This window comes from Allobosea sp. GW822-FHT03F07, assembly GCF_058801345.1.
The window spans coordinates 1,643,809-1,666,956 of sequence record NZ_JBXAND010000001.1 but is presented as its reverse complement, the minus strand read 5'-3'; the positions used below and the strand labels follow the sequence as shown (position 1 = coordinate 1,666,956).

Annotated in this window: 21 protein-coding genes and 1 tRNA gene; 12 read left to right on the top strand and 10 right to left on the bottom strand. The window is 67.0% G+C overall.

The features are described 5' to 3' along the window. Positions 1-30 precede the first annotated feature (30 nt). Positions 31-1,293, bottom strand: a complete 1,263-nt coding sequence (locus AC1RMY_RS07990) for a hemolysin family protein (protein ID WP_492863415.1) — start codon at positions 1,291-1,293, stop codon at positions 31-33. A 153-nt stretch (positions 1,294-1,446) separates the two neighbouring features. On the opposite strand from AC1RMY_RS07990, the gene AC1RMY_RS07985 reads away from it, so the two are divergent. Next, on the top strand, positions 1,447-2,106 hold the full coding sequence (locus AC1RMY_RS07985; RefSeq protein WP_492863414.1) for a DUF938 domain-containing protein: 660 nt from the start codon (positions 1,447-1,449) through the stop codon (positions 2,104-2,106). An 11-nt stretch (positions 2,107-2,117) separates the two neighbouring features. Here AC1RMY_RS07985 and AC1RMY_RS07980 read toward each other — a convergent pair. The 4 genes from AC1RMY_RS07980 to AC1RMY_RS07965 form a co-directional block, all read right to left on the bottom strand. Beyond that, a tRNA-Leu gene (locus AC1RMY_RS07980) sits at positions 2,118-2,204 on the bottom strand. A gap of 66 nt (positions 2,205-2,270) precedes the next feature. Beyond that, positions 2,271-2,930, bottom strand: coding sequence for a DUF1190 domain-containing protein (locus AC1RMY_RS07975; RefSeq protein ID WP_492863413.1), 660 nt, complete (start codon positions 2,928-2,930; stop codon positions 2,271-2,273). Positions 2,931-2,958: 28 nt separating this feature from the next. Next, a complete protein-coding gene (locus tag AC1RMY_RS07970; RefSeq protein WP_492863412.1) occupies positions 2,959-4,539 on the bottom strand; it encodes an AMP-binding protein in 1,581 nt (526 codons plus the stop codon). A gap of 95 nt (positions 4,540-4,634) precedes the next feature. After that, positions 4,635-7,466, bottom strand: coding sequence for a phosphoenolpyruvate carboxylase (locus AC1RMY_RS07965; RefSeq protein WP_492863411.1), 2,832 nt, complete (start codon positions 7,464-7,466; stop codon positions 4,635-4,637). A 167-nt stretch (positions 7,467-7,633) separates the two neighbouring features. On the opposite strand from AC1RMY_RS07965, the gene AC1RMY_RS07960 reads away from it, so the two are divergent. Both AC1RMY_RS07960 and AC1RMY_RS07955 read left to right on the top strand, forming a co-directional pair. Further along, positions 7,634-8,836, top strand: a complete 1,203-nt coding sequence (locus AC1RMY_RS07960; protein ID WP_492863410.1) for a Zn-dependent hydrolase — start codon at positions 7,634-7,636, stop codon at positions 8,834-8,836. Positions 8,837-8,997: 161 nt separating this feature from the next. Next, positions 8,998-9,912 (top strand): DMT family transporter, encoded by a 915-nt coding sequence (locus AC1RMY_RS07955; RefSeq protein WP_492863409.1) that lies wholly within the window; start codon positions 8,998-9,000, stop codon positions 9,910-9,912. 27 nt (positions 9,913-9,939) lie between these two features. Here AC1RMY_RS07955 and gpt read toward each other — a convergent pair whose 3' ends face one another. From gpt to AC1RMY_RS07940, 3 genes are all read right to left on the bottom strand, one after another. Further along, positions 9,940-10,449 carry a xanthine phosphoribosyltransferase gene (gene gpt / locus AC1RMY_RS07950; protein WP_492863408.1) on the bottom strand — a complete coding sequence of 170 codons (510 nt, stop codon included), beginning with the start codon at positions 10,447-10,449 and terminating at the stop codon, positions 9,940-9,942. 162 nt (positions 10,450-10,611) lie between these two features. Beyond that, entirely contained in the window at positions 10,612-11,376 is a 765-nt protein-coding gene (locus AC1RMY_RS07945) for a competence/damage-inducible protein A (RefSeq protein WP_492863407.1), read from the bottom strand. A 133-nt stretch (positions 11,377-11,509) separates the two neighbouring features. Beyond that, the gene (locus AC1RMY_RS07940) at positions 11,510-12,367 is read right to left on the bottom strand and encodes an FkbM family methyltransferase (protein ID WP_492863406.1); all 858 of its coding nucleotides are present in this window, start codon (positions 12,365-12,367) and stop codon (positions 11,510-11,512) included. A gap of 159 nt (positions 12,368-12,526) precedes the next feature. Here AC1RMY_RS07940 and map point away from each other — a divergent pair, with 159 nt between their 5' ends. From map to AC1RMY_RS07900, 8 genes are all read left to right on the top strand, one after another. Then, on the top strand, positions 12,527-13,363 hold the full coding sequence (gene map / locus AC1RMY_RS07935; RefSeq protein ID WP_492863405.1) for a type I methionyl aminopeptidase: 837 nt from the start codon (positions 12,527-12,529) through the stop codon (positions 13,361-13,363). Further along, positions 13,360-14,109: a RadC family protein gene (radC, locus tag AC1RMY_RS07930; protein ID WP_492863404.1), complete on the top strand. Its 750-nt coding sequence runs from the start codon at positions 13,360-13,362 to the stop codon at positions 14,107-14,109. The genes map and radC overlap by 4 nt, the downstream gene beginning before the upstream one ends. Next, positions 14,106-14,459 carry a DUF488 domain-containing protein gene (locus AC1RMY_RS07925; protein WP_492863403.1) on the top strand — a complete coding sequence of 118 codons (354 nt, stop codon included), beginning with the start codon at positions 14,106-14,108 and terminating at the stop codon, positions 14,457-14,459. The genes radC and AC1RMY_RS07925 overlap by 4 nt, the downstream gene beginning before the upstream one ends. Positions 14,460-14,626: 167 nt before the next feature. After that, positions 14,627-16,042 (top strand): circularly permuted type 2 ATP-grasp protein, encoded by a 1,416-nt coding sequence (locus tag AC1RMY_RS07920; RefSeq protein ID WP_492863402.1) that lies wholly within the window; start codon positions 14,627-14,629, stop codon positions 16,040-16,042. A gap of 73 nt (positions 16,043-16,115) precedes the next feature. After that, positions 16,116-17,057, top strand: a complete 942-nt coding sequence (locus AC1RMY_RS07915; protein WP_492863401.1) for an alpha-E domain-containing protein — start codon at positions 16,116-16,118, stop codon at positions 17,055-17,057. An 87-nt stretch (positions 17,058-17,144) separates the two neighbouring features. After that, complete coding sequence (locus tag AC1RMY_RS07910) at positions 17,145-17,972, top strand: transglutaminase family protein (protein WP_492863400.1); 828 nt, start codon at positions 17,145-17,147, stop codon at positions 17,970-17,972. A gap of 112 nt (positions 17,973-18,084) precedes the next feature. Next, positions 18,085-18,834: a proteasome-type protease gene (locus AC1RMY_RS07905; protein WP_492863399.1), complete on the top strand. Its 750-nt coding sequence runs from the start codon at positions 18,085-18,087 to the stop codon at positions 18,832-18,834. Between the two features lie 131 nt (positions 18,835-18,965). Further along, complete coding sequence (locus AC1RMY_RS07900; RefSeq protein WP_492863398.1) at positions 18,966-21,197, top strand: putative bifunctional diguanylate cyclase/phosphodiesterase; 2,232 nt, start codon at positions 18,966-18,968, stop codon at positions 21,195-21,197. A 26-nt stretch (positions 21,198-21,223) separates the two neighbouring features. Here the strand turns inward: AC1RMY_RS07900 and AC1RMY_RS07895 are convergent, their stop codons facing one another. Then, positions 21,224-21,823: an exopolysaccharide biosynthesis protein gene (locus AC1RMY_RS07895; protein WP_492863397.1), complete on the bottom strand. Its 600-nt coding sequence runs from the start codon at positions 21,821-21,823 to the stop codon at positions 21,224-21,226. 141 nt (positions 21,824-21,964) lie between these two features. Further along, complete coding sequence (locus AC1RMY_RS07890; RefSeq protein WP_492863396.1) at positions 21,965-22,234, bottom strand: usg protein; 270 nt, start codon at positions 22,232-22,234, stop codon at positions 21,965-21,967. Positions 22,235-22,387: 153 nt separating this feature from the next. Here AC1RMY_RS07890 and bcsS point away from each other — a divergent pair, with 153 nt between their 5' ends. Then, on the top strand, positions 22,388-23,146 hold the full coding sequence (gene bcsS, locus AC1RMY_RS07885) for a cellulose biosynthesis protein BcsS (RefSeq protein WP_492863395.1): 759 nt from the start codon (positions 22,388-22,390) through the stop codon (positions 23,144-23,146). The last annotated feature ends 2 nt before the right edge of the window (positions 23,147-23,148 follow it).

Genomic DNA, 23,148 nt, shown 5'->3' with positions numbered 1-23,148 from the left:
GTCCCATTGCCGTCAACGCGGCATGCACTGTCAATCGATGCGGCTGACCAGGATCTTGTCGATCCGGCGCCCGTCGAGATCGACAACCTCGAAGCGCCAATGGCCCTTCTCGAAGACCTCCCCGACATTGGGCAGGTGGTTGAGCTCCGCCAGGACGAAGCCGGCGACCGTCTGGAAATCGGCGTCGCGCGGGATGTGGATGCCGAGCTCATGCGAGAACTCGTCGACCTGCATCCAGCCGGCCACCAGCCAGGACCCGTCGGCGCGTGCGACGATGGGCGGCTCGCTCTCCTCTTCCTCCTGGAAGGCGCCGATGATCGCCTCGAGCACGTCGCCGGGCGTGATGATGCCCTCGAAATGTCCGTACTCGTCGAAGACGAGCGCCATGTGGACGCGCGAAGAGCGGATCTCCCGCAGCACCTGCAGCGCGCCGGCCGTGTCCATCACCACCGGCGCCTCGCTGACCAGCCCGCGCAAATCGCGCGCGCCGCCATCGGAGAGGAAATCGATCAGCTCCTTGACCACGACGACGCCGATGATTGAATCCGCCTCGCCATCCTGCACCGGCAGGCGCGAGCGGCGGGTGGCGCGCAACTGAGCGCGGATCTCGTCGGCGCTGTCGGCGAGATCGATGACCTCGACCTCGCGGCGCGGCGTCATCAGCGCCCGCGCCGAACGGTCGGCGAGGCGCATCACGCCGGAGATCATCTCGCGTTCGTCGCGCTCCAGCACGCCGGCGGTCTCTGCCTCGGCGATGATGGTGCGGACCTCCTCTTCCGTGACCCTCTCCTCCGATTCACCCTTATGGCCGAGCAAGGCGAGAACCGCCTTGCCGGAGATGTCGAGCAGGAAGACCAGCGGCGCGCCGACCTTGGAGAGCAGAGACATCGCCGGCGCGACGCGCGCCGCAACCCGCTCGGGATCACGCAGCGCGATCTGCTTGGGCACGAGTTCGCCGACGATCAGCGACAGATAGGTGATGGCGACGACGACGACACCGACGCCCACGCCATCAGCCACGGCGGGCGTAAGCCCCTGCATCATCAGCCATTCCGCCAGCCGCGCACCCAGAGTCGCGCCCGAGAAGGCGCCAGAGAGCACGCCGACCAGCGTGATGCCGATCTGGACGGTGGAGAGGAAGCGGCCTGGATTGTCGGCGAGGCGGATCGCGGTGGTCGCGCCTCGGTTGCCTTGATCGCTGAGAACCTTGAGTCGGGCCGGACGGGACGAGACGACTGCTAGTTCGGACATGGCGAGCAGACCGTTGATCACGGTCAGGGCCACGACGATCAATATTTCGGTTAACAAAACCAGTCCGTGCCATGCAGGACCGCACTGTCGGCGGCCCGCTTCGAGCCATTCTTATAGCGGATGCTATGGGTCTGGCGATGGCTCGACACGAAAAATTCGCAAGGACGCCAGAATGGCCGCAAGGATGACCCGAGCATGACCCAAAACAAGCCTGCCCCCTGGGAACCATCAGCGGAAAGCGCGCAGGAGGACAGGCGTCTGCGCGCGCCGGCCGCCGCCCGTAACCGCGACGCCATCCTGGAGGTGCTGCGCCTAGTGCTGCCGGCCAGCGGCACGGTGCTGGAGATCGCCAGCGGCTCCGGCGAACATGCCGTCCATTTCGCCTGCGCCTTGCCCGCCCTCACCTTCCAGCCGAGCGACCCGAGCCTAGACGCGCTCGCCAGCATCGCCGCTTGGGCCGGGCAGAGCGGGGCCGGCAACATCCTGCCGCCGCTCCGGATCGACGCCGCCGCCGAGGATTGGCCATCCTGCACCCCCGAAGCGATCCTCTGCATCAACATGATCCACGTCGCCCCCTGGTCGGCGGCGCAGGGCCTGATTCGCCACGCCGGCCGCCTGCTGCCGCCAGGCGCGCCGCTGATCCTCTACGGTCCGTTCAAGCGCCCGGACCGCCCGCTGGAGCCGAGCAACGCCGCCTTCGACGCCAGCCTGCGCGAGCGCAACCCCGAATGGGGCCTGCGCGATCTGGACGAGGTCACGGCGCTGGCAGCGGAAGCGGGCTTCGGCGCGCCCGAGGTGATCGAGATGCCGGCGAACAATCTCAGCGTGGTGTTCAGGAAAGCGCGGACGCCGTGAGCGCGGGCGCTTGGTGCGGACGGCGGGGATCGAACCCGCATAGCCTTGCGGCTGAGAGATTTTAAGTCTCTTGCGTCTACCAGTTTCGCCACGTCCGCCTGGGTGAGAGCGGTAGCGGGCGCACCGCCGAAGCGCAAGCGCCGCAGCGGCTTATCGGTAGACGCTCAGTTGCGCCGCGCCGGCTTGTACCATTCGACCCCGTCGGGATCGACATAGAGGCCGGGCGCCACATCCGAGCCGATCGCCTTCTGCTGCATCGGCACGCGCACCGTGTCGTCGCGGTCGCCGCGCTTCACGTAAGCTCCGCCCTGCTGCTGGCCGCCTTGGCCGTGGCCGCTGCGCGAAGCGGCGAGGCCGACCGTGCCCTGCCGGCCGGCGACCCTGTCCTGCAGCTCCGTCACCGGCCGCCCGGCGAACGGGGTGCGCCCCGCGCTCTCGATCACCGGCCAGGCCCGACGCGCCGCGCCCTCGCCCGTCACCCGGACCGCGATGAAGCGCGGCACATAGGTCGCACCGCCCTTGCCGAAGCTCTCCCAGCCGCCGGCCGTGACCATCTGGGCGCCGCAGCGCTTGTGGCTGCGCTCGCACAACGCCCGCGAGGCATAGCGCGGCGCCTTCTGCTCGAATTCGGCGCGGGCGTTGCGGTAGGCGAATTCGCATTGCTCGGCGGTCAGCAGGCCGGCCTGGATGCACTCGTCGCGCCGCTCATAGACGGCCCCTTGCGTCTGCGCCGCGAGATCGGCCGGCGCGGCGAGGAAGAGAGCGGGCGCCAGCGCGGCGGCGCGGACGCTCGCCAGAAGCGAAGCGGCGGAGGTCATGATCATGCGGTGCAACATCATCACGATTGTGGCTTTACAGCAGCGAACGGCGCGACTTTGCCAGTTCCAGCGTCGCGCCGTAGTCGATCTTGCCGTTGCCCAGCACCGGAATCGAGTTCGTGACGAGAATGGCGCGCGGCACCCACAGTTCCGGGAAGCCCTGCGCCTTGGCGGTGTCCTGCAGGGCGCCGCGCTCGGCGTTCGGCTTTTCGGTGACGAGCACGAGCTGCTCGCCCTTGCGCGCGTCCGGCAGCGCGACGACCACATGATTCTGGTCGGGCCAGAGCCCCGCGATCATCGACTCGACCGCCGCGAGCGAGACCATCTCGCCGCCGAGCTTGGCGAAGCGCTTGGCGCGCCCCTTGATGACGACGAAACCGTCGTCGAGCGCGACGATGTCGCCGGTGTCGTGCCAGCCGCCTGCCGGGGGCAGGAGCTTGCCGGGCTCGTCGGCGCTGAGATAGCCGGCCATGATATTGGGTCCGCGCACGCAGAGCTTGCCGCCCTCGGTGATGCCCTCGACCGGCTCGAGCCGCGCCTCGATGCCGGGCAGGAGCCGCCCGACGCTGCCCTCGCGCATCGCGACCGGCGTGTTGCAGGCCAGCACCGGCGAGCATTCCGTGCAGCCATAGCCTTCCAGGATCGTGGTGCCGTAGGGCTCCCACATCCGCCGCGTGTCCGGCTTCACCCTCTCGGCCCCGGCCACGACGTAGCGCACGCTCTTGAGGTCGTCGGGGTCCGCGGCGCGGGCGTAGCCCTGGAGGAAGGTGTCCGTCGCAAATAGGAATGTGCAGCCGGTTTCGCCGATCAGCTTCGGCACCTGCTTGTAGTGCAGCGGGCTCGGATAGAGCACGACCTTCATGCCGCTGAGCAGCGGCATCAGCAGCCCCGCGGTCAAACCGAACGAATGGAAGGCCGGCAGCGGGTTCATGATGATGTCGCGCTCGGACAGGAAGCCGGCCGCGAGCGCGAAGATCTGGCGCGCATTCGAGACGAGGTTGGCATGGCTCAGCACCACGCCCTTGGGCCTGCCCTCCGTACCGGAGGTGAAGAGCACGACGGCCGGATCATCCGGCCGCGCCTCGAAACGGCGCATCGCCAGCCCGGGCATGAGGTTCGCCAGCACGCCCAGGGCCTTGTCGAGGCTGGTGATCTGCTTGCGGACATCCTCAAGATAAATGATGCGCCGGCCTTCGCCCAGCACCTCCAACTCGTCGTCGAGCTTGGCCTGGTCGACGAAGCGGCGCGAGGTGACGATCGTCCTGAGTTCCGCGAGTTCGCCGGCCGCCCGCAAATTCTTGACGCCGGCGGTGAAGTTCAGCAGCGCCGGCACGCGCCCGAAGGCCGTCAATCCGAACAATGTGACCGCAAGGGCCTGCACATTCGGCAGGAGCACGCCGACCTTTTCCTTCTCGGTCGTCAGCGCTGCCAGCTTGCGGCCCAGCACCAGCGCACCCAGCACGAGATTGCCGTAGCTCAGCGGCTTGCGCTCGGCATCCTCGACCGCGATCCGCCCCCTGCCGTGGCGCGAGACCGCCTGCAGCAGCGCCGTGAACAGGGTGATGCGCGCGCCTGCTGCATCGAAGACAGGTAGATTACGATCGGCGTCGGCCATGCTTGGCTCGGCTCCCGGCTGGCGTTCCTCTTCGCCCTACCTAAGCCGATATGCTGACGTTGCAATGAATGCTTGCGCAGGAGATGCCTCTGATCTCAGCCGAATGCCCCGATCTCATGCTGGATGGCGCCTGAAATCTCCCGCAGCAGATCGAACAATTCCCGCATTGGCGCGATCACGTCCCGGTGCAGCGCCTCATAGGTTCCGGCCTCGCGCGGGCCGGGAGGCTCGCCGAAATCGAGCCCGATCGTCGGGTCGGGCTTGAGCGGGAAAATCTCTCCCAGCAGGGCGAGGCAGGCCGGCACGTCGAGCCGCAAGAGCCGCTCGATAAGCGCCTCGCGCGTCAGCCCGGCATGCGGTCGGAAATCAGGGATATGGCTGGCCCGCAGCCAGATGGCGTGCATCGCCGCCAGCCTGATCGCATGCAGCGCAACCAACCTGACCGGCATCTCCGGCGTCTCTCCGGCCGCGGTTTTCAGCTTCAGGGCATCGGAGGACAGCCGCCAGAACAGCCGCCTGAGCGCCGGCGCCAGCTCCAGCCGCGACAGCGCATCTCCGACGGCGAGCAGTTCGTCGCGGCGGCTCTCCTTGGCCGTGCGCCGCGCCCGGTCGAACCAGCTGCCGGGGTCGAGCGTGTCGAGATAGGCGCGCAGCACGTCGAGGTCGCTCGCCGCGATCGCATGCTCCGCCAGGCGATAGGCCCGGTCGAAACGGTCGGAACGCTCGCGCATCGCGTTGAACAGGTCGGGCGCACGCGACGCTGCCTGGCCGATGCCGTGGACGCTGTTCGCCAGCCAGCCGAGCTGCTGCAGGATCGCGTTGTTGGGGATAGCGCGCAGCTCGCGTGGATGGCGGATGCGCGTCGGCCCGCCGGCATCGCTCTGGCGCGCAGCCGGCCGCGATCCGGTCTTGTCGAGTAGCGACGGCCCGAAGGTCCCGATCAGCGCGGCATAGCCGGGATCGTCGACGAGCGCCGTCATTTCCTCGCGCACGGTCTGGAAGAACTCGGTCGCGAAATCGGGCTCGTCATAGATCGGGTCGGATACGGGCTGATCGGCGGGGGCGAGCACCGCCTCGGCGATACGCCCGACCGTGGCACCGGCGAGCTGCCGCGTGCCGAACAGCATGTAGCCGTCGCTGCCCTGGAAGCTGGTCTCGCGCACGGTGCGGACGCCGGCCCTGGCGAAGGCGGCGAGCGCCCAGGCCGGTTCGAGATAGGCCAGCCGATCGGCGAGGCTGGCAGGATGAGCACCGCGTCCGGCCGATTCGCCATGCGTGTCGAAGATCACCAGCTCGACATCGGCGAGATCATAGCGGACCAGCAGCTCGCAGATCCGGATGCGCAGCCGCTCGACGAAGAACGTCGCGGCGACCTGCCCGATATAGCGGCCGGAATCGGAATAGCCGAACTGGACGCAGAAGCGCCCATGCCGCTTGAGATAAGCGCGGAAATGCGGGCTGCGCAACGCCTCGTCGATGATGCGCGGCCCCTGCTCCAGCGCATCCGAGGTTTCGAACAGCGGCGAGATCTCGACCCGGTCCGCGATGCCGAAGCGGCTGGCGAGCCAGAGCGCGCAGAGCAGCGTGTAGCCGGTCTCGGTCTCCGCGACGAGGAAGCGCACCGGCCTCGTGCCGTCCACATGCTTCACGATCTGCGCGATCGTCATCAGCATGCGCGTCGCCGAGGCGCGTTCCGCAGCCAGCGCTCCGAAATCGACCGCGATCGGCTGCACCTTCGCGAGCAAGGCGTTGACCGCCGAGAGGAAGGCCCGGCGCTGCGCCGGCTGGGTCGGCTCCTCCTCGAGCGGAATGACCGCCCGCATCGCATTGTGGAGCTGCGAGGCGTTGAGCCGGAAATGCGGCAGCGCGATCGAGACGCCATGGGCCACGCAGCCCGCCTTGACCAGGCAGAGCGCCATCGTCACGTGGTCGTCGTCGGATTGGGCGAGCGCCTCGTCCAGCGCCGCGATCAGCGCCGTCGCCTCGGGCAGCGCCGTCTCGCGCTCGTTGACCAGCGCCAGCGCGAAGGCCTGCAGCGCCGGCAGGCTCGGTTGCGTCGAGATCGGAGGCGCCAGCGCGAGCTGCCGCTCGACGGCAGCCTGCGCCTGCCCCACCAGATCCCACACCCCCGCCGTCGCGGGCGCGGCGGGTAGCTTCTCCAGGATGCGGGCGAATTGTCCCTGCTTCGACTCCAGCCGGTAGCGCAGCGTGTCCCACCAGCCGATATCGGTGCGCCCGTCCGTGTCGCAGCCGACCCAGGAGGCCAGGGTGACCGGACGTGGGACGAGGCCCTGCCAGCGCTCGGGCCAGCGCTCGCGGGCTGCGCTCAGCAAGGCCTCGTTGAGACGATCGATCGCATCGCGTGCGTGCCGAACCGCATAGCGCGCCTGCTCGAACTCGTCCTGCAGGGTGATGCGGGCATCCGGCCGGAAGGACAGCGCCGGCTGGTTGATCACGACCTCGGCCGCCCTGTCGCCGGAGGCCAGCGCCGCCAGCGCATGCGCGAGCTTCCGGCTCATGCCGAAAGTCGGATGAGCGGTGAAGACGGCGGCGAAGCGGACACGCTCGACGGCGAGGCGAAAACTCTCGAATGGATCGGCCTCTTTCGCCGCCGCCTCGACCAAGCGCTCGGCCAGTTCCGCAAAGGCGCTTTCGCCGTCCGCTTCCAGGCCGACATAGGCCGCGACCCGCCCGGCCCGCTGGCGCAGCGCTTCGCGGCCGAGGAGACGCACGAGATCCTGTGCGGCCTCGACGGTCAGTTCGCCGCGATCCATCCGGCGTGTGAGCCAGAGCGTCACACGCAGCACCGGATTGCCGAAGGGATCCTCGCGGGAATCGCTGCGCGCCTGCTCGATCTCCGCCCGGAGCCTGGCGGCCAGAACCACCGTCGCATCTTCCGCCATCGGAGCTTCCGCCCTATCGTTCATGGCCTTCCTCCCAGCCCTCCCATGAGGCAAGTTCTGGGCCGGTATGCCAACCCCCTGCTGGCTTGGCGGCATGTGTTTTGCTCTGCCGGCGACCGAAAGGCGGGGTGGCCGATCTCGTAGCGACACGTTCCCTCCCCGCCCTAGATTGTCCTGAAAGCGATCCAGCCATGCCTCCGGTCGATACCGATGCCTTCCTGCGGGATCTCTACGAACTGCGCGGGATCGGCACTTTCAAGACCGGTGTCCATCGCCCGACCTACTCGCCGCAGGACATGGAGGCCCGCCGCTGGCTCATGGGCAAGCTCAGCGAATGCGGGCTCGACAGCGACATCGACGGCATCGGCAATGTCTATGGCCGCCATCGCGGTCCGGGTCCGCATCTGCTCGTCGGCAGCCATATCGAATCGCAGAACGAGGCCGGTTGGCTCGACGGCGCGCTCGGCGTCGTGGCAGGAATCGCATTGGCGCGCGCCGGGCTTCCCGTCGATGTCTGCGCCTTCGCCGATGAGGAAGGCCATTTCGGCATGGGCCTGCCCGGCAGCCGGTCCCTGATCGGCGATTTGACGGATGAGGCGATCGACCGCGCCCGCAACCGCACCGACGGCACCCCGATGCGCGACGCCCTGCGCGCCGCGGGGCTCGAGGGACTGCCGCGGCGGCAGCTCGAGCCGGGCCGGCACAAAGGCTATTACGAGATGCATATCGAGCAGGGCACGCAGCTCGACAGCACCGGCCTGAGGCTCGGCGTCGTCACCGGCATCGTCGCGATCTGGCAATGGCGGATCGTCGTCGAGGGCCAGCAGGACCACGCCGGCGGCACGACGATGGCGGAACGCAAGGACGCGGGCCTCAGCGCCGTGCGCCTGCTCGCCGCGATCGACGCCGAGTTCCCTCGGATCTGCGGCGAGCGCACCACCTGGACCACCGGGCGCTTCCGGCTCGATCCCGATGCGCCCAACATCATTCCCGGCCGAGCGGAAATACTCTTCCAGTTCCGCGACGTCTCCGTTCCGGTGCTGGAGCGGCTGGAAGCGGGCCTGCGGGCGCTGGTGCAGGAGGCGAACCGCCGCGAGCGCTGCAGGATCACGCTCACCTCGGTCTCGAAGACGATTCCAGCGCCGTGCGACCCCGCGATGATGGAGGCTCTATCGCAGGCGGCGGAGGAGTTCGCCCCGGCCGCCTGGCAGACCATGCCGTCGGGAGCCGGCCACGACGCGCAGGCCATAGCCCGGCGCATGCCCGCCTCCATGCTCTTCGTCCCCTCGATCGGCGGCATTTCGCATCATTGGACCGAGGACACCCGGGACGAGGATCTGGCTCTCGGCCTGCAGGTGCTGCACCGCGCCTCCGAACGGTTCATCGCCGGCTAGGGCCACATCCGCCTCCCAACGACCGATGAGGCGCGCTCGCCGACGCGTGCGAGCTATGCCGCGGGGCCTCTTGCCCATGGACGGCCCCGCACGCCATAGGAGCGGGCGCCGGGCCGGGTTTCGGCCCGGCTCCGACGGCCCTGCCCTTCCGAAAGCCCCTCGTGACAGAATCCGCCTCCCCCGCCGCTGCGAGCGCGCGCCGCCGGCTTTGGCTCGGCATTGGCTGCGGTTTGGCGACCAGCCTGATCTGGGGCGTGCAGGCGGTGGTTTCGCGCCAGTCGGTGGCGGACGGCATGAGTGCGGCCGACGTCACCATCCTGCGCTTTGCGGTCGCCTCGCTGTTGCTGCTGCCGCTGGCCTTGCGGCGGATGCGCCCTTTCCCGGTCGGGAAGCTCGGCTGGCGGCGTGCCCTGGTCATGACGGCGCTCGCAGGCGCGCCCTATGCGCTCGTATTGGTCGCGGGCGCCACCTTCGCCCCAGCCCTGCATGCCTCGGTCATTGTGCCCGGCCTGATTCCCGTCATGACGGTTGCCCTTGCCTTCGTGGTGCTGGGAGAGCGTCCGGGGCCGTGGCGTATGCTGGGGCTTGCACTGGTGCTGGTCGGCATCGGCGCTTTCGGCTGGCAGGCTTTCGGATTGCATGGGCCGGAGGGGAATGCCTGGATCGGCGATCTGTTCTTCGTCGCCAACGCCGTGCTGTGGTCGATCTTCGGATTGCTGGCGCGGCGCTGGGGTGCCGACGCCATCGATGTCACGATCGCGACCTGCCTGCTTTCGCTGCTGCTCCTGCCGGTCCTGGCGCTGACCATGCCGATCCGGCTGGGCGAAGCCACTTGGCCTGCGATCGCGCTGCAGGCGCTCTATCAGGGCGCGATCGTGGGTGTCGGCGCGCTCTTCCTCTACACCAAGACGATGCAGTTGCTGGGAGCCGCCCGCGCTACCCTCTTCCTGCCGCTGAACCCGGTCGTGACCGCGATCGCCGGCACGCTGCTGCTGGCCGAATACCCGTCGGCGGCGGAGGTCGCCGGGATGCTGCTGGTAATCGCGGGGATGAGCGTGGCGCTCAGGGCGCGTTGAGCAGCCTGCCTTCAGCTCTCGTGATGCTCAGCCCTTGTGATCCTTGGCGATCGGCTCGACATAGGAAAGCCCCATGTCCCAGGGGAAATAGATCCAGGTGTCCTGGCTGACCTCCGTCACGAAGGTATCGACCGTCGGCACGCCGGCCGGCTTGGCGTAAACCGTGGCGAAATGAGCGTTGGGCAGCATCTCGCGCACGACGCGGGCGGTCTTGCCGGTGTCGGTTAGATCGTCGACCACGAGCACGCCCTTGCCCTTTCCGTCCCCGATCGCCTTGATCGAAGGCGCGACGTCCTTCAGCACCTTAAGCTCGGACTGGTTCTTGTAGTCGTGATAACTCGCGACGCAGACCGTCTCGATCAGACGCAGGCCGAGTTCTCGGCAGATGATCGCCGCCGGGACCAGGCCGCCGCGGGTGATGCAGACGATCGCCTCGAACGGCCCCTTCTCGGCCAGCCGCCAGGCGAGCGCGCGGGCGTCACGATGAAACTGGTCCCAGGAAACCGGGAAGGCCTTGTTTGAGGTCGGTTCGGCCATGTTCTCGGCTCCGGACTGCTGATGGGGCCGGGCGTTCCCGACGAACGCCCTCGATCAGTCCGAAACCCTATCGGCGGCCCGCTGGCAAGAGGCCGCGCGCACGTCATCCCCTGAAAGCCAAAGCGCCTCGGGGCATCGGTCGCCCCCGGGAGGGCATGGGCGTCAGGTTCGCAGCCTCGCCTGCTCGAGCGCCAGCATGGCTTTGACGTCTGCCATCGCCGCGCTCAACTTTCCGGCATCTCGCGACCGCACGACTACGTTCGTGTCCGGTCCCGTTTCCGAGAAGAATGGATAGGAGCCGATCGCGACATCCGGATGGGCTTTCGCGACCTCGGCCAGCGCCGTGCCGATATCGCCTTCGCGCAGGCCGGCGCGGACGGTGTCCGACAGGATCTTGACCCCGGTCTTCAGCGTCGGAGCGACGACGTCCAGCATCGCCTGCATGATCGAGGGCACGCCGGCCATGACGTAGACATTGCCGATATTGAAGCCCGGCGCCTTCGAGACCGAATTCGCGATCAACTCCGCACCGGCCGGGATGCGCGCCATGCGCAGCCGCGCCTCGTTGAGCTGGTCGGGCGGAAAGCGCTCCGACAGCATGGCGATGGCGCGCGGATCATAGTCGATCGAGACGCCGAAGGCGGCCGCCACCGAATCCGCGGTGATGTCGTCATGCGTCGGCCCGATACCGCCCGTCGTGAAGACATAGGTGTAGCGCGAGCGCAGCGCATTCAGCGCCGAGACGATCTCGTCCTCGACATCGGGCACGATACGGACCTGGCGCAGCTCGATGCCGATATTGGTCAGATATTCGGCGATGTAGCCGATGTTCTTGTCCTTGGTCCGCCCGGACAGGATCTCGTCGCCGATGACGAGGATCGCAGCGGTGACGATCGCCCGGGAAGATGTCGTGTCACTCGCGGTCATGCCCGGCTCCTGGCCCCGGCGGCGTGCGATCGTCGCGCCACCACTCCGCTCTAGAGCTAGGGGTTTGCCGGCGCCGGCTCAAGCGCCGCTACCGGCGCCGCCGCCATGCAGGCCGCGCCGGACATATGAGGCGTCAGCCCTGCCGGGCCTTGCGTTCGTAGACGAGATTGAGGCGCGTCTGCGCCAACAGCGTGTAACCGCTCTGGACGAGCAGCGCGGGCAGGTCGCTCTGCCAGCGCTGGCGCGAATCCTCGACGATGATGAACTCCGGCCACAGGCTCTCCGGCGCATCGCGCAGGAATGGCTCGAGGATCAGGTCCTCCGCACCCTCGACATCGAGCTTGATCGCGTCCAGCCGCTCATAACCCTCGTTCTGGACGAGCGAGAGCAGCGTCATCGCCGGGACCCGCACCGTGCTTCCGGCGCTGGAGCGCAGGATGCGGACGCTCGACTCGCCGCGATTGGTCGGATCGATGAACAGCGTCAGTTCGCCCGGCTTATCGGCCAGCGCGCAGGCGACGGCCTTGACCGTTCCGAAGGGATTCTGCGCGATATTGAACGAAAGCCGCGCAAAAACCTCGGGCTGCGGTTCGATCGCCAAAATCCGCGCGCTGGGCCCGGCCTTGGCCGCAACGAACAGCGAATAGGCCCCGATATTGGCGCCGATATCGATGAAGCGAAAGCCGTCATGCAGGCGCTCGGCCAGCAATCCGCGCTCCAGCGGATCGAAATATTGCGGGGTGAAGAGGACGCGCTTCTCGCAGACATTGCCGTCCGGATAGAGCCGCATCTTCGCACCCAGCGACTCGATGTCGACGGGACGCCCATCGAGCGAGCGCAGCCCGAGCCGGCGCAGCGCATAGGCGATCTTGCGCCCGAGGAAACTGTCGGACGCACAACGCGTCCAGGCGATGATGCGCGAGAGACCGCGCTGCGGCGCGAAGGTGCCGTAAGGCTTGTCCTCGGCCTGAGACTGTTCGATGATGGCCATTGAGCCAGCCTGATACACCCGGTCGCAGCCTAGCGCCAGCCGGACGATCGGGCCGTTCCAGGCAGGTCTCGCGGTTGCGGCCCGGCCAGCGGCTGCACGGTGCCTTGCGTGCGCTGCCAAACCCAATAGATATGGTCGGCGAGGAGTTGCGCGGCAAAAATGACCTTCGACGAAACAGTTGGGCGATCGCGCATGCGCGAGCCCGCGATCAAGATTCACGGCCCCGAGGCCTTCGCGGCCATGCACAAAGCCGGCCGCCTGACGGCCGAAGGCCTCGACATGCTCGGCGGCTACGTCAAGCCGGGCGTCACCACGCAGCGCCTCGACGACCTCGCCTTCCAGTTCGCCATGGACAACGGCGCCTTCCCGGCGACCTTGTTCTATCGCGGCTACACCAAGTCGATCTGCACCTCGATCAACCATGTCGTCTGTCACGGCATCCCCGATGACAAGCCCCTGCGCGAGGGCGACATCATGAACATCGACTACACGCTGATCGTGAATGGCTGGCACGGCGATTCGAGCCGGATGTACGGGGTCGGCGAGATTCCGCGCAAGGCCGAGCGCCTGATCGAAATCACCTATGAAAGCCTCCTACGCGGCATCAAGGCCGTCCGCGCAGGCAACACCACCGGCGACATCGGCTTCGCCATCCAGCGCTTTGCCGAAGCCGAGCGCTGCTCGGTAGTGCGCGATTTCTGCGGCCATGGCGTTGGGCAGCTTTTCCACGACTCGCCCAACATCCTGCACTATGGCGCGCCGGGCGAAGGCCCCCAGCTCAAAGCGGGAATGATCTTCACGATCGAGCCGATGATCAATATCGGCAAGCCCGGCGTAAAGGTGCTTTCCGACGGTTGGACGGCCGTGACGCGGGACCGTTCGCTCTCGGCCCAGTTCGAGCACACGATCGGCGTCACCGAAACCGGCTGCGAGATCTTCACGCTCTCGCCCACCGGACGCGACAACCCGCTCGCCGCGCCACCCGCCACCCGATGACGTCAGGCGCAGGCAACGGCTCGGACCGCTTTGCGGCCACCGCCCTGCCCGCGGATTCCGCCGCTGCCGCCGACGCGCCGCATTACCACGGCCATCGCGAACGCCTGCGCGGACGCTTCCAGGAATCCGGCGCGGACGCCCTGCCCGACTATGAGCTTCTGGAACTGCTGCTGTTCCGCTCTATCCCGCAACGGGACGTCAAGCCGCTCGCCAAGGAACTGATCCGGCGCTTCGGCTCCTTCGCCGAGGTGCTGGGCGCTCCCGCCTCGCGGCTGACCGAGGTCAAAGGCGTCGGCGAGGGTGTCGCTCTCGACCTCAAGATCGTCGAGGCCGCGCTGCAGCGCATGGCTCGCGGCGCCGTCGCCAAGCGCACCGTGCTGTCGTCATGGTCGGCCGTGCTCGACTATTGCCGCACCGCCATGGCCTTCGCCGAGCGCGAGCAGTTCCGCATCCTCTTCCTCGACAAGAAGAACGCCGTGATCGCCGATGAAGTCCAGCAGACCGGCACCGTCGATCACACGCCGGTCTATCCCCGCGAGGTCATGCGGCGGGCACTCGAACTCTCGGCCTCGGCGGTCATCCTGGTCCACAATCATCCCTCCGGCGACCCGACGCCCTCGGGCGCCGACGTGAAGATGACCCGCGAACTCGTTGATATCGCGAAGCCTCTCGGCATCGCGATCCATGACCACGTGATCGTCGGCCGCGATGGCCACGCCAGCTTCCGCGGGCTGGGCCTGATATGACGCAGCTCGCGCTCAAGCGCGTCTACGAGCCTCCGGCCACGACCGATGGCACGCGCATTCTGGTCGACAGGCTATGGCCGCGCGGCATCGCTAAGACCGCCGTCGATCTCTGGCTGAAGGACATCGCGCCGAGCGACGATCTGCGCCGGCAGTTCCACGGCCAGCCGGATCGCTGGGAGGAGTTCCGCGCCGCCTATGCCGCCGAGCTGGGAGCCGCGCCTGCAATGGCCGCGCTCAGCGTGCTGAACGCACGGCTGGAGGCCGGCCCGGTGACGCTGCTCTACGCGGCGCGCGACGAGCAGCGCAACAACGCCGTGGCGCTGAAGCTCTGGCTCGAAGAGCGAGGGTGACGGGCCAGTACCTCGTCGCTGGGCTCCGCCATGCGACCAATTGCCAAGGCCAACCTCGCGATATTGCCCACGCAATAGGCAGATACCGGCGCGCGCCTGACCATCGGCCCTCTTCCCGAACGCCTGCGAATGGGCATAGGCTGCTGAAAATGGGGAAAGAAACCTGCATGGTCGCGTTCGATGAGATGACCGGCTCGGGAGCCGAACTGAGGCCAGCCTATGACGCGCTCGACCGCTGGCTGAAGGAAGCACCGCCCGAGATGCTGGCTCTCCGGCGCAGCCAGGCGGAACTCTTCTTTCGCCGCATCGGCATCACCTTCGCGGTCTATGGCGACGAGGAATCGACCGAACGGCTGATCCCCTTCGACATCATCCCGCGCGTTCTGACCAAGCCGGAATGGACCAAGCTGGAGGCGGGCCTGCGCCAGCGCGTGACGGCGCTCAACATGTTCCTCGCCGATGTCTACGGCCCCAAGGAATGCCTCAAGGCCGGGATCATCCCGCCCGACCTGGTCTATCGCAACGCCTGCTACCAGCTCGAAATGGTCGATTTCCAGGTGCCGCACGGCATCTACTGCCACATCGCCGGGATCGACATCGTCCGCGTCGATGCCGACACCTTCTATGTGCTGGAAGACAATGCGCGCACGCCGTCAGGCGTCTCCTACATGATGGAGAACCGCGAGGTGATGTTGCGGCTCTTCCCCGAGCTCTTCGCCACCCACCGGGTCGCGCCGGTCGACAACTATCCCGACCAGCTTCTGGCGACCTTGCGCTCGGTCGCGCCGCGCAGCGCACCCTCCGACCCCAGCATCTGCCTGCTGACGCCCGGCCAGTTCAATTCGGCCTTCTACGAGCACTCCTTCCTGGCCGACAAGCTAGGCGTCGAACTGGTCGAGGGCTCCGACCTCCTGGTCAAGGACGATGTCGTCTACATGCGGACGACGCAGGGCCCCAAACGCGTCGACGTGATCTACCGCCGCATCGACGACGACTTCATCGACCCTCTCGTCTTCCGAGGCGATTCCGTGCTCGGCGTGCCCGGGCTGATCGGCGCCTACAAGGCCGGCAACGTTACGCTGGCCAATGCGGTCGGCACCGGCGTCGCCGACGACAAGGCGGTCTACAGCTACATGCCCGAGATCGTGAAGTTCTTCACCGGCGAAGAGCCGATCCTGAAGAACGTCCCGACCTATCGCTGCCGCGAGCCCGATGCCAACGCCTATGTGCTCGACAATCTGGAGAAACTGGTCGTCAAGGAGGTCAACGGTTCCGGCGGCTACGGCATGCTGGTCGGCCCGCACGCCAACAAGGCGCAGATCGAGACCTTCCGCCGCAAGCTCAAGGCCCAGCCCGAGGGCTTCATCGCCCAGCCGACGCTGGCGCTCTCGACCTGCCCGACCTTCGTCGCCTCGGGCGTGGCGCCGCGCCATGTCGACCTGCGGCCCTATGTGCTCTCGGGCGCCAACGGCATCTCCTGCGTCCCGGGCGGCCTGACGCGCGTCGCGCTCAAGGAGGGCTCTCTCGTGGTCAATTCAAGCCAGGGCGGCGGCACCAAGGACACATGGGTGCTCGATGCATGACATCGCCACCGGCACCCCCTTGCAACGCTCACCGGACACATCCCGCCTCGTCGCGAAAAGGCCCGATCTGACCATGCTCTCGCGCACCGCCGACAGCCTCTACTGGGTCTCCCGCTATGTCGAGCGGGCGGAATATCTGGCCCGGATCCTCGACGCCACCATGCGGCTCTCCAACCTGCCCTCCTCCTATGGCGGCGCCGGCACCGAATGGCAGAGCGCGGTCGCGACCGCCGGCTGCGACGACGCCTTCGCCAAGGCCTATGGCGAGGCGAACGAGCGCAATGTCTGCGACTTCCTGACTTTCAATCCCGACAACCCGTCCTCGATCCGCAACTGCCTGGCGCTCGCCCGCTCGAATGCGCGCGGCGTGCGCACGGCGCTCACCTCCGAGATGTGGGACGCGCTCAACGGCGCCTGGCTCGAACTGCAGCGCTTCGAGAAGAAGCGCATGGACCGGGAGGAGTTCGCCCGCTTCCTCGACTGGGTGAAGAACGTCTCGCTGGTCTTCGACGGCTCGGCCTACCGCACCATGCTGCGCGACGACGGCTACTGGTTTTCGAGGCTTGGCGTCTATGTCGAGCGCGCCGACAACACCGCCCGCATCCTCGACGTGAAATACCATGTGCTGCTGCCGGCCAACGAGCAGGTCGGCGGCTCGCTCGACTACTTCCAGTGGACGACGGTGCTGCGCGAGGTCTCGGCCCTGACGGCCTATCACTGGGTCTATCGCGAGGCGGTGAAGCCGCTGCTGATCGCCGATCTCTTGATCCTGAACCGGCGCATGCCGCGCTCGCTCGCCGCCTGCTACGAGAACATCTCGCGCTTCCTCGATTTGCTCGGCGATTCCTACGGCCGGCAGGGCCCCGCCCAGCGCCAGGCGCGCAAGACGCTCGCCAACCTCTCGAGCACCAGCATCGACGACGTCTTCCAGCACGGGCTGCACGAGTTCATCGAGGACTTCATCACGGAGAATAACCGGCTCGGCGGCACGATCACCGAGCAGTATCTGCAATGACCCGCCGCCGCAGGCTCGCTTCGTGAGGCTGCGGCGGTTAAGAGACCTAAGCGAAACGAGCCAGCCCCGCCCCAGTTTGCGATCGCCATGCGGATTCGGATTTCCCACACGATCAGCTATGCCTATGCCGAGCCGGCACAGCACATCACGCAGATCCTGCGGCTGACCCCACGCGACCATGACGGCCAGCACGTCATGTCCTGGCGCATCGAGCCCAATATCGACGGCCGCCTGCGTGCGACACAGGACCCCTTCGGCAATGTCGTCCACACCTTCTCGGCCGATGGGCCGATCGCCGAGATGTCGATCCGGATCGACGGGCTGATCGAGACGATCGATCTCGCCGGCGTTGTCCGCGGCACGATAGAGCGCGTTCCGATCGACGTCTTCCACCGCGACACCTTGCTGACGATGCCCGATCCCGCCCTGCGAAGCTTCGCCGAAGACGCCACCAGCGCGGCGGAAACGCCGCTCTCGAAGATGCACGCGCTGATGGACGCCCTGCACGCGAAGATCGCCTGCATCGAGACCGGGCAGCGCACCGGCATCGGCGCGGCCGCGGCCTTTGCCGCGGGCGAAGGCATCCCGCAGGATATCGCCCATATCTTCGTGAGTTGTGCGCGCCATCTCGATATCCCCGCCCGCTATGTCTCGGGCTATGTCGCCGAAGCCGACAGCCTGCCACACGCCAGCGGCGCCCATGCCTGGGCCGAGATCCATCTCGACGATTACGGCTGGATCGGTTTCGACGCCGCCAACGGGCTGTGCCCGATCGATACCCATGTCCGTGTTGCGGCGGGGCTCGACTTTGCCGATGCGGCCCCGGTACGCGGCGCGCGCAAGGGCGGCGGCGGCGAGGCGCTCGCCGTCCTCGTCAGCGCGCGCGAGGCCGGCGGGCGCTTCGCCAACCAGTAACCTCCCCTGCTGCGGCAACGGCGACGCCGTCGAATGGCTGGCGGCGGCGCTGGCGATATGCGACGACACGCCGGCAGACGCCAAGAGTTGAGATCAAGACAGGACCAGTCCCGTGACCTATTGCGCCGGAATACTCGTGCAGGACGGGCTTGTGATGATCGCCGACACCCGCACCAATGCCGGGCTCGACGACATCTCGACCTTCCGCAAGCTGCACGTCTTCTCCTGGCCGGGAGATCGGACTTTCGGCCTGATGACGGCGGGCAATCTCTCCGTCACGCAATCCGTCGTCAGCCTGCTGCATGAAGGGCTGCCGAACCCGGAGACAGGGGAGAGCGACACCTTGCAGGGCGCGACCTCGATGTTCCGCGCCGCGCAGCTCGTCGGCCGAGCGATCCGTCATGTCCGCACCGAAGACGGTCCGGCCCTGAAGGATGCAGGCGTCAAGTTCGACGTCTCGATGCTGTTCGGCGGGCAGATCAAGGGCCAGCCGATGCGGCTTTTCATGATCTACGGCGCCGGCAACTTCATCGAATGCGGCGTCGACGCGCCGTTCCTCCAGATCGGTGAGCACAAATACGGCAAGCCGATCCTCGACCGCGCGATCACCTACAAGACCCATCTCTACGACGCGTTGAAGGTCGGCCTGATCTCGATGGATTCGACCATGCGCTCCAACCTCGGCGTCGGCCTGCCGATCGACCTGCTCGTGATGCGCCGCGACGCCGACGAGCCGGAGCTGACGCGCCGCATCGAGGCTGGCGAGCCCTATTTCCATGACCTGCGCGAACGCTGGTCGGCGGCCTTGCGGGCCGCCCATACCGCCATCCCGCGGCCGCCCTACGAGCCCAAGAGTTCCTGACAGGACCTGGATGGGTCTTGTCAGGAACTCTTGATCGGGCCGAGAAATGTCCATGATGCGCTGATGCGTCAACGGGATATCAAGATTCCCCTGCGATGGTCCGGCTTAATGCGGCCCCCTTGGGACACCTGATGTCGTCGCCTTTCGTCGCGAAGTTGACCAACGCGGACGCGTCCGCGCGGATGCTGAAGAGCACTGTCGCGACTCTCGGCTGCGCTTTTCTGATGGTGATGGCCGCGGCCGGAGCGGTCGTCTTCGCGATCACCAGCGACGCGAACCGACTCGAGGCGGAACGTCAGCGCGACCGTGTCGAAGCCGCGATGGAAAGTCAGGTGCGCCTGCGCGAATTGCGCTTTCAGAGCCTGGCTGCAGCAGGTGAGTTGCAGAATTCCTTCTCCGGCGCCAACCCTCTGGCAATGCTGCAATCGGCTTTCGCCCGGCTTGGCAGCCGTTTTCTCGAGTTCGACGGAGCCTATGTGGTTTCGCAGTCCGGTCTGGTCTTTGCCGGCATCGAGGGCGATGCTCCGGCGGGGCAGACCGGCTATGACGGGCTGAAACATTTCAGCGGGTCGCTTCCGGGGATGTTGAAGCCAGGCAGCCCGCCGATGCGCAAGCTGCCCGATTCACGCGGGGGGCCGGGCTCGTCTTCATGGTCGTTGACCCATGACGGGTTTGAAGCCGTCAGCATCATGAAGATGGACGTTGCCCCGCGCCCGGGCTCGTTGGTCTCGCAATTGCTCGGGCCCATCAAGATCGTCGGCTATCGGCGTATGACGAACTCGATGCTCGAGGACCTGTCCGAGCGCTATCGCGTCGCCAACATCAAGATCGTGCGCGAGATGCCGGCCGATCCGCTTTCGAGGCGCGCTCTTCCGGCAGCCGATGGATCCGTCCACGCCTGGCTGACCTGGTCGCCCGAACGGCCTGGCGACGCGATGCTGCACCAGTTTGCCTGGGCCCTCGCTGGCGTCGGGTTGCTGTTCAGCGCGATCTTCGCCTTCATCGTGCATCGCCTGCGCGGCGCGGCCGATCAGATCGCGCTCCGGGAAGGCCAGATCCAGCGTCTTGCCGGCCAGGACGAATTGTCGCTGCTGCCGAACAGACGCACCTTCGACATCAGGCTCGATCAGGAACTGGCGCAGCTCAACCGCTCGGGCGGCGGTCTCGCCGTAATGCTGATCGATCTCGATCGCTTCAAGGCAGTCAACGACACTTATGGCCATACTGCGGGCGACGAGTTGATCCGCCAGGTCGCACAGAGACTGTCGAAGGTCGTGCGGAGCGGCGACACCGTCGCGCGCATCGGCGGCGACGAGTTCGGCATCATTCAGACGCACGGCAATTTCCCTGCAGGATGCGCCGCGCTGGGCGAACGCGTTCTCGAGAGCCTCACCGAACCCTTCATCATCATGGGGGTCGCGACGACGATCGGCTGCTCGATCGGCATCGCGCTCGCCCCCCAGGATGCGACCGATCGCGAGAGCCTGCTGAGGTTGGCCGACACGGCGCTCTATCAATCGAAGAATGGCGGCCGCAACCGCTACTCCTTCTTTGAGGTACAGATGAATCGCTCGCTGGCGCTCAAGCGCATGGTCGAGGAAGATCTGCGCCGCGCCATCGACGACGACGAACTCGTGTTGCACTATCAGCCTCAGGTCTCCGTCGATGGCGCGACCATCGTCGGCGTCGAGGCGTTGGTGCGCTGGGACCACCCGGTCCACGGCATGGTGCCGCCGACGGAGTTCATCGGCATCGCCGAGGAGCGCGGCCTGATCGTGCCCCTGAGCGAATGGGTGCTGCGACAGGCCTGCCTCGAGGCGAAGCGCTGGGAAGGCATCCGCCTTGCCGTCAACGTTTCTCCGATCCAGTTCCGCCACAAGGACTTCGTCGCCAACGTCATCCGCATCCTTGAAGAAACCGGCTTCGATCCGACGCAGCTCGAACTCGAATTGACGGAGGGCGTGGTCGTCGACGATGCCGACGCCGCCGAGGCCGCGATGATGGACCTGCGCGCCCATGGCGTCGGCCTGGCGCTGGACGATTTCGGCACCGGCTATTCGAGCCTGATCTACCTGCGGCGCTTCGCCTTCGACAAGATCAAGATCGACCGCTCCTTCCTGGAGTACATGGAGACCACCGGCGAATCCGCCATTCTGGTCCATTCGATCGCGCATCTCGGGCGGGCGCTGGGCTTGCGCGTCTGCGCCGAAGGTGTCGAGACGGCCGAGCAGCATCGCTTCCTGCAGGCGATCGGCTGCCATGAGTTGCAGGGCTTCCTGTTCTCCAAGGGCGTGACGGCCGAAGAGATCGACGCATTGCTGGCCCAGGAAAAGCCCTTCGCGAAAGTCCTCGCCGCCGCTTGAGCCCTAACGGGTAACCGGCACGGCGCTCAGAAGAACAGGCCGTGGATTCCGCTGAAGATCGCGTAGGCGAAGCCCGCGCTCAGCGCGAGGCCGAATGCGCCGCAGACTGCGCCCGCGATGATCAGCACCCCATCGCGCTCCACCAGCCCGAGGCCGACCAGGCAGACAGCGAGGCCGAGCGGAATCTGCCCGATGAAAGGCGCCGCGACGATGAGGCCGAGCGCCAGAACCAGGATCAGCAGGCCAAGCACCGGAATGGCATAGGCACCGCCGAGCATTGTCAGTCGCGGCTGCGAGAAGCGCTCCAGCCGGATCAGCAGCGGCACCGCCCGGTCGACCGCCCGCGTCAGCACGGGCTTGCCGATACTGCGCGCCAGCAGCGTCGGCGGCAGCCAGGGCATCACGCGCCCCGCCAGCATCTGCGCCGCGACGAAGGCGAGCACGAGGCCGCAGACCAGCGGTATCGGCGGCGGCATCGGCAGGCAGTTCGGCAGGCCGAGCAAGACGACAAGGAGCGCGTAGGCTCGATCCTTCAGCGCAGCGACGATCGAGCCCACAGCGACACGCTCTCCGGGCAGGGCGGAAAGCGCCGTGAGCAGTCCCGAAGTGCGCAGAGGTGATGACAAGGGATCGGGCCGGGCCGTGACGGGAGCAGCGGCCTAGCACGCGGCGGCGGCGAGCAACAAGCAGGGCTGGCGCAGGAGCATCAAGCGCAAAAGGAGGAGCTGCCCCGTCGAGGCTCCCTGCGCCTTGAAAGCGAGGGACGCTCAGTGCAGCGTCAGCACGCCGTTGACGCTGACGATCTCCGCCGGCCGGATCAGCCGCGAATGCGCGATCGTCACCGAATGCAGCGGACCGTCGAGTTCGCGTTTCCAGAAGGCGAGGAAATCGTGCAGCACCGGGAAGCGCGGCGCGATATCGTATTGCTGCCAGATATAGCTCTGCAGGACGCTCTGGTGATCCGGCATCCGATAAAGGATCGTCGCCGTCGTCAGGCCGTATCCTGCCAGTTGCCGCATGAAGTCGCTGTCGGCCATTTGCTCTCTCCCCTCGTTGGCCCACGGTGAAAGCTTAGCATTTTCACGACGATGCTGCGCCGGCTTGGTTAACAAAAACTTGCAAGCCTCCTGCCAGCCTGCTGCAATTGCGTCAGCGGCGGTCCATTTGGATCCTGCGCTTGGGGGGCGTGCGTGGCGTATGGTTCGGCGATCGCTGGAGCCGCGAGGCTGGCTGCCGTTTCGGTGGCCATGCTCGCCTGCCCGCTAGCCGATGCCGCCATGGCCGAGGACGAGACGACCGACGAGCGGTCGCCACTCTCCACCGTCATCTTCGGCTCGCTCGAAGCCGGGCCGACCAAGACCTTCGCCGCGATCGGCATGAAGAAGGCGCTGACGGGCGGGCTGGCCGGCAGTGGTTTCAGAGCCATGCTCAAGGTCGGCGGTTCACGAGAAGAACTTGGGCGCCAGCGGCCCTACACCCTCGCCTACAAGAGCGAGGCGCAGGCGCTGATCGGCTATGAATGGCGCATCGGCGATACGTTTTTGTCGCTCTATGCCGGCTCGGACTATGAAGGCGAACAGCGCGAGGAGCCGCTCGCCACCGTCGTGACCAACCGCTATGGCGCCCGCCTCCACGGCGATCTCTGGATGACGCCAACGCCCGACACGATGCTCCACGCCAGCGCCTACGCCTCGACGATCGGCGGCCGGCTCTGGGGTCGCGTCGCTCCGGGCTGGCTCCTGCCTCGGGATCTGCCGCTCGAGGGCATCTATCTCGGACCCGAGATCGAGGCCTATCGTGAAAGCGACTACAGCAAGCTGCGCCTCGGCCTGCACCTGACCGGCCTGCGCTTCCTGGGATTGAGCTGGCGCATCGCCGGCGGCTGGCAACAGACCAGCGACCGCCCGTCGGAGGCCTATGCGACCCTGGGGGTGCATTGGCTGCGTTGAGG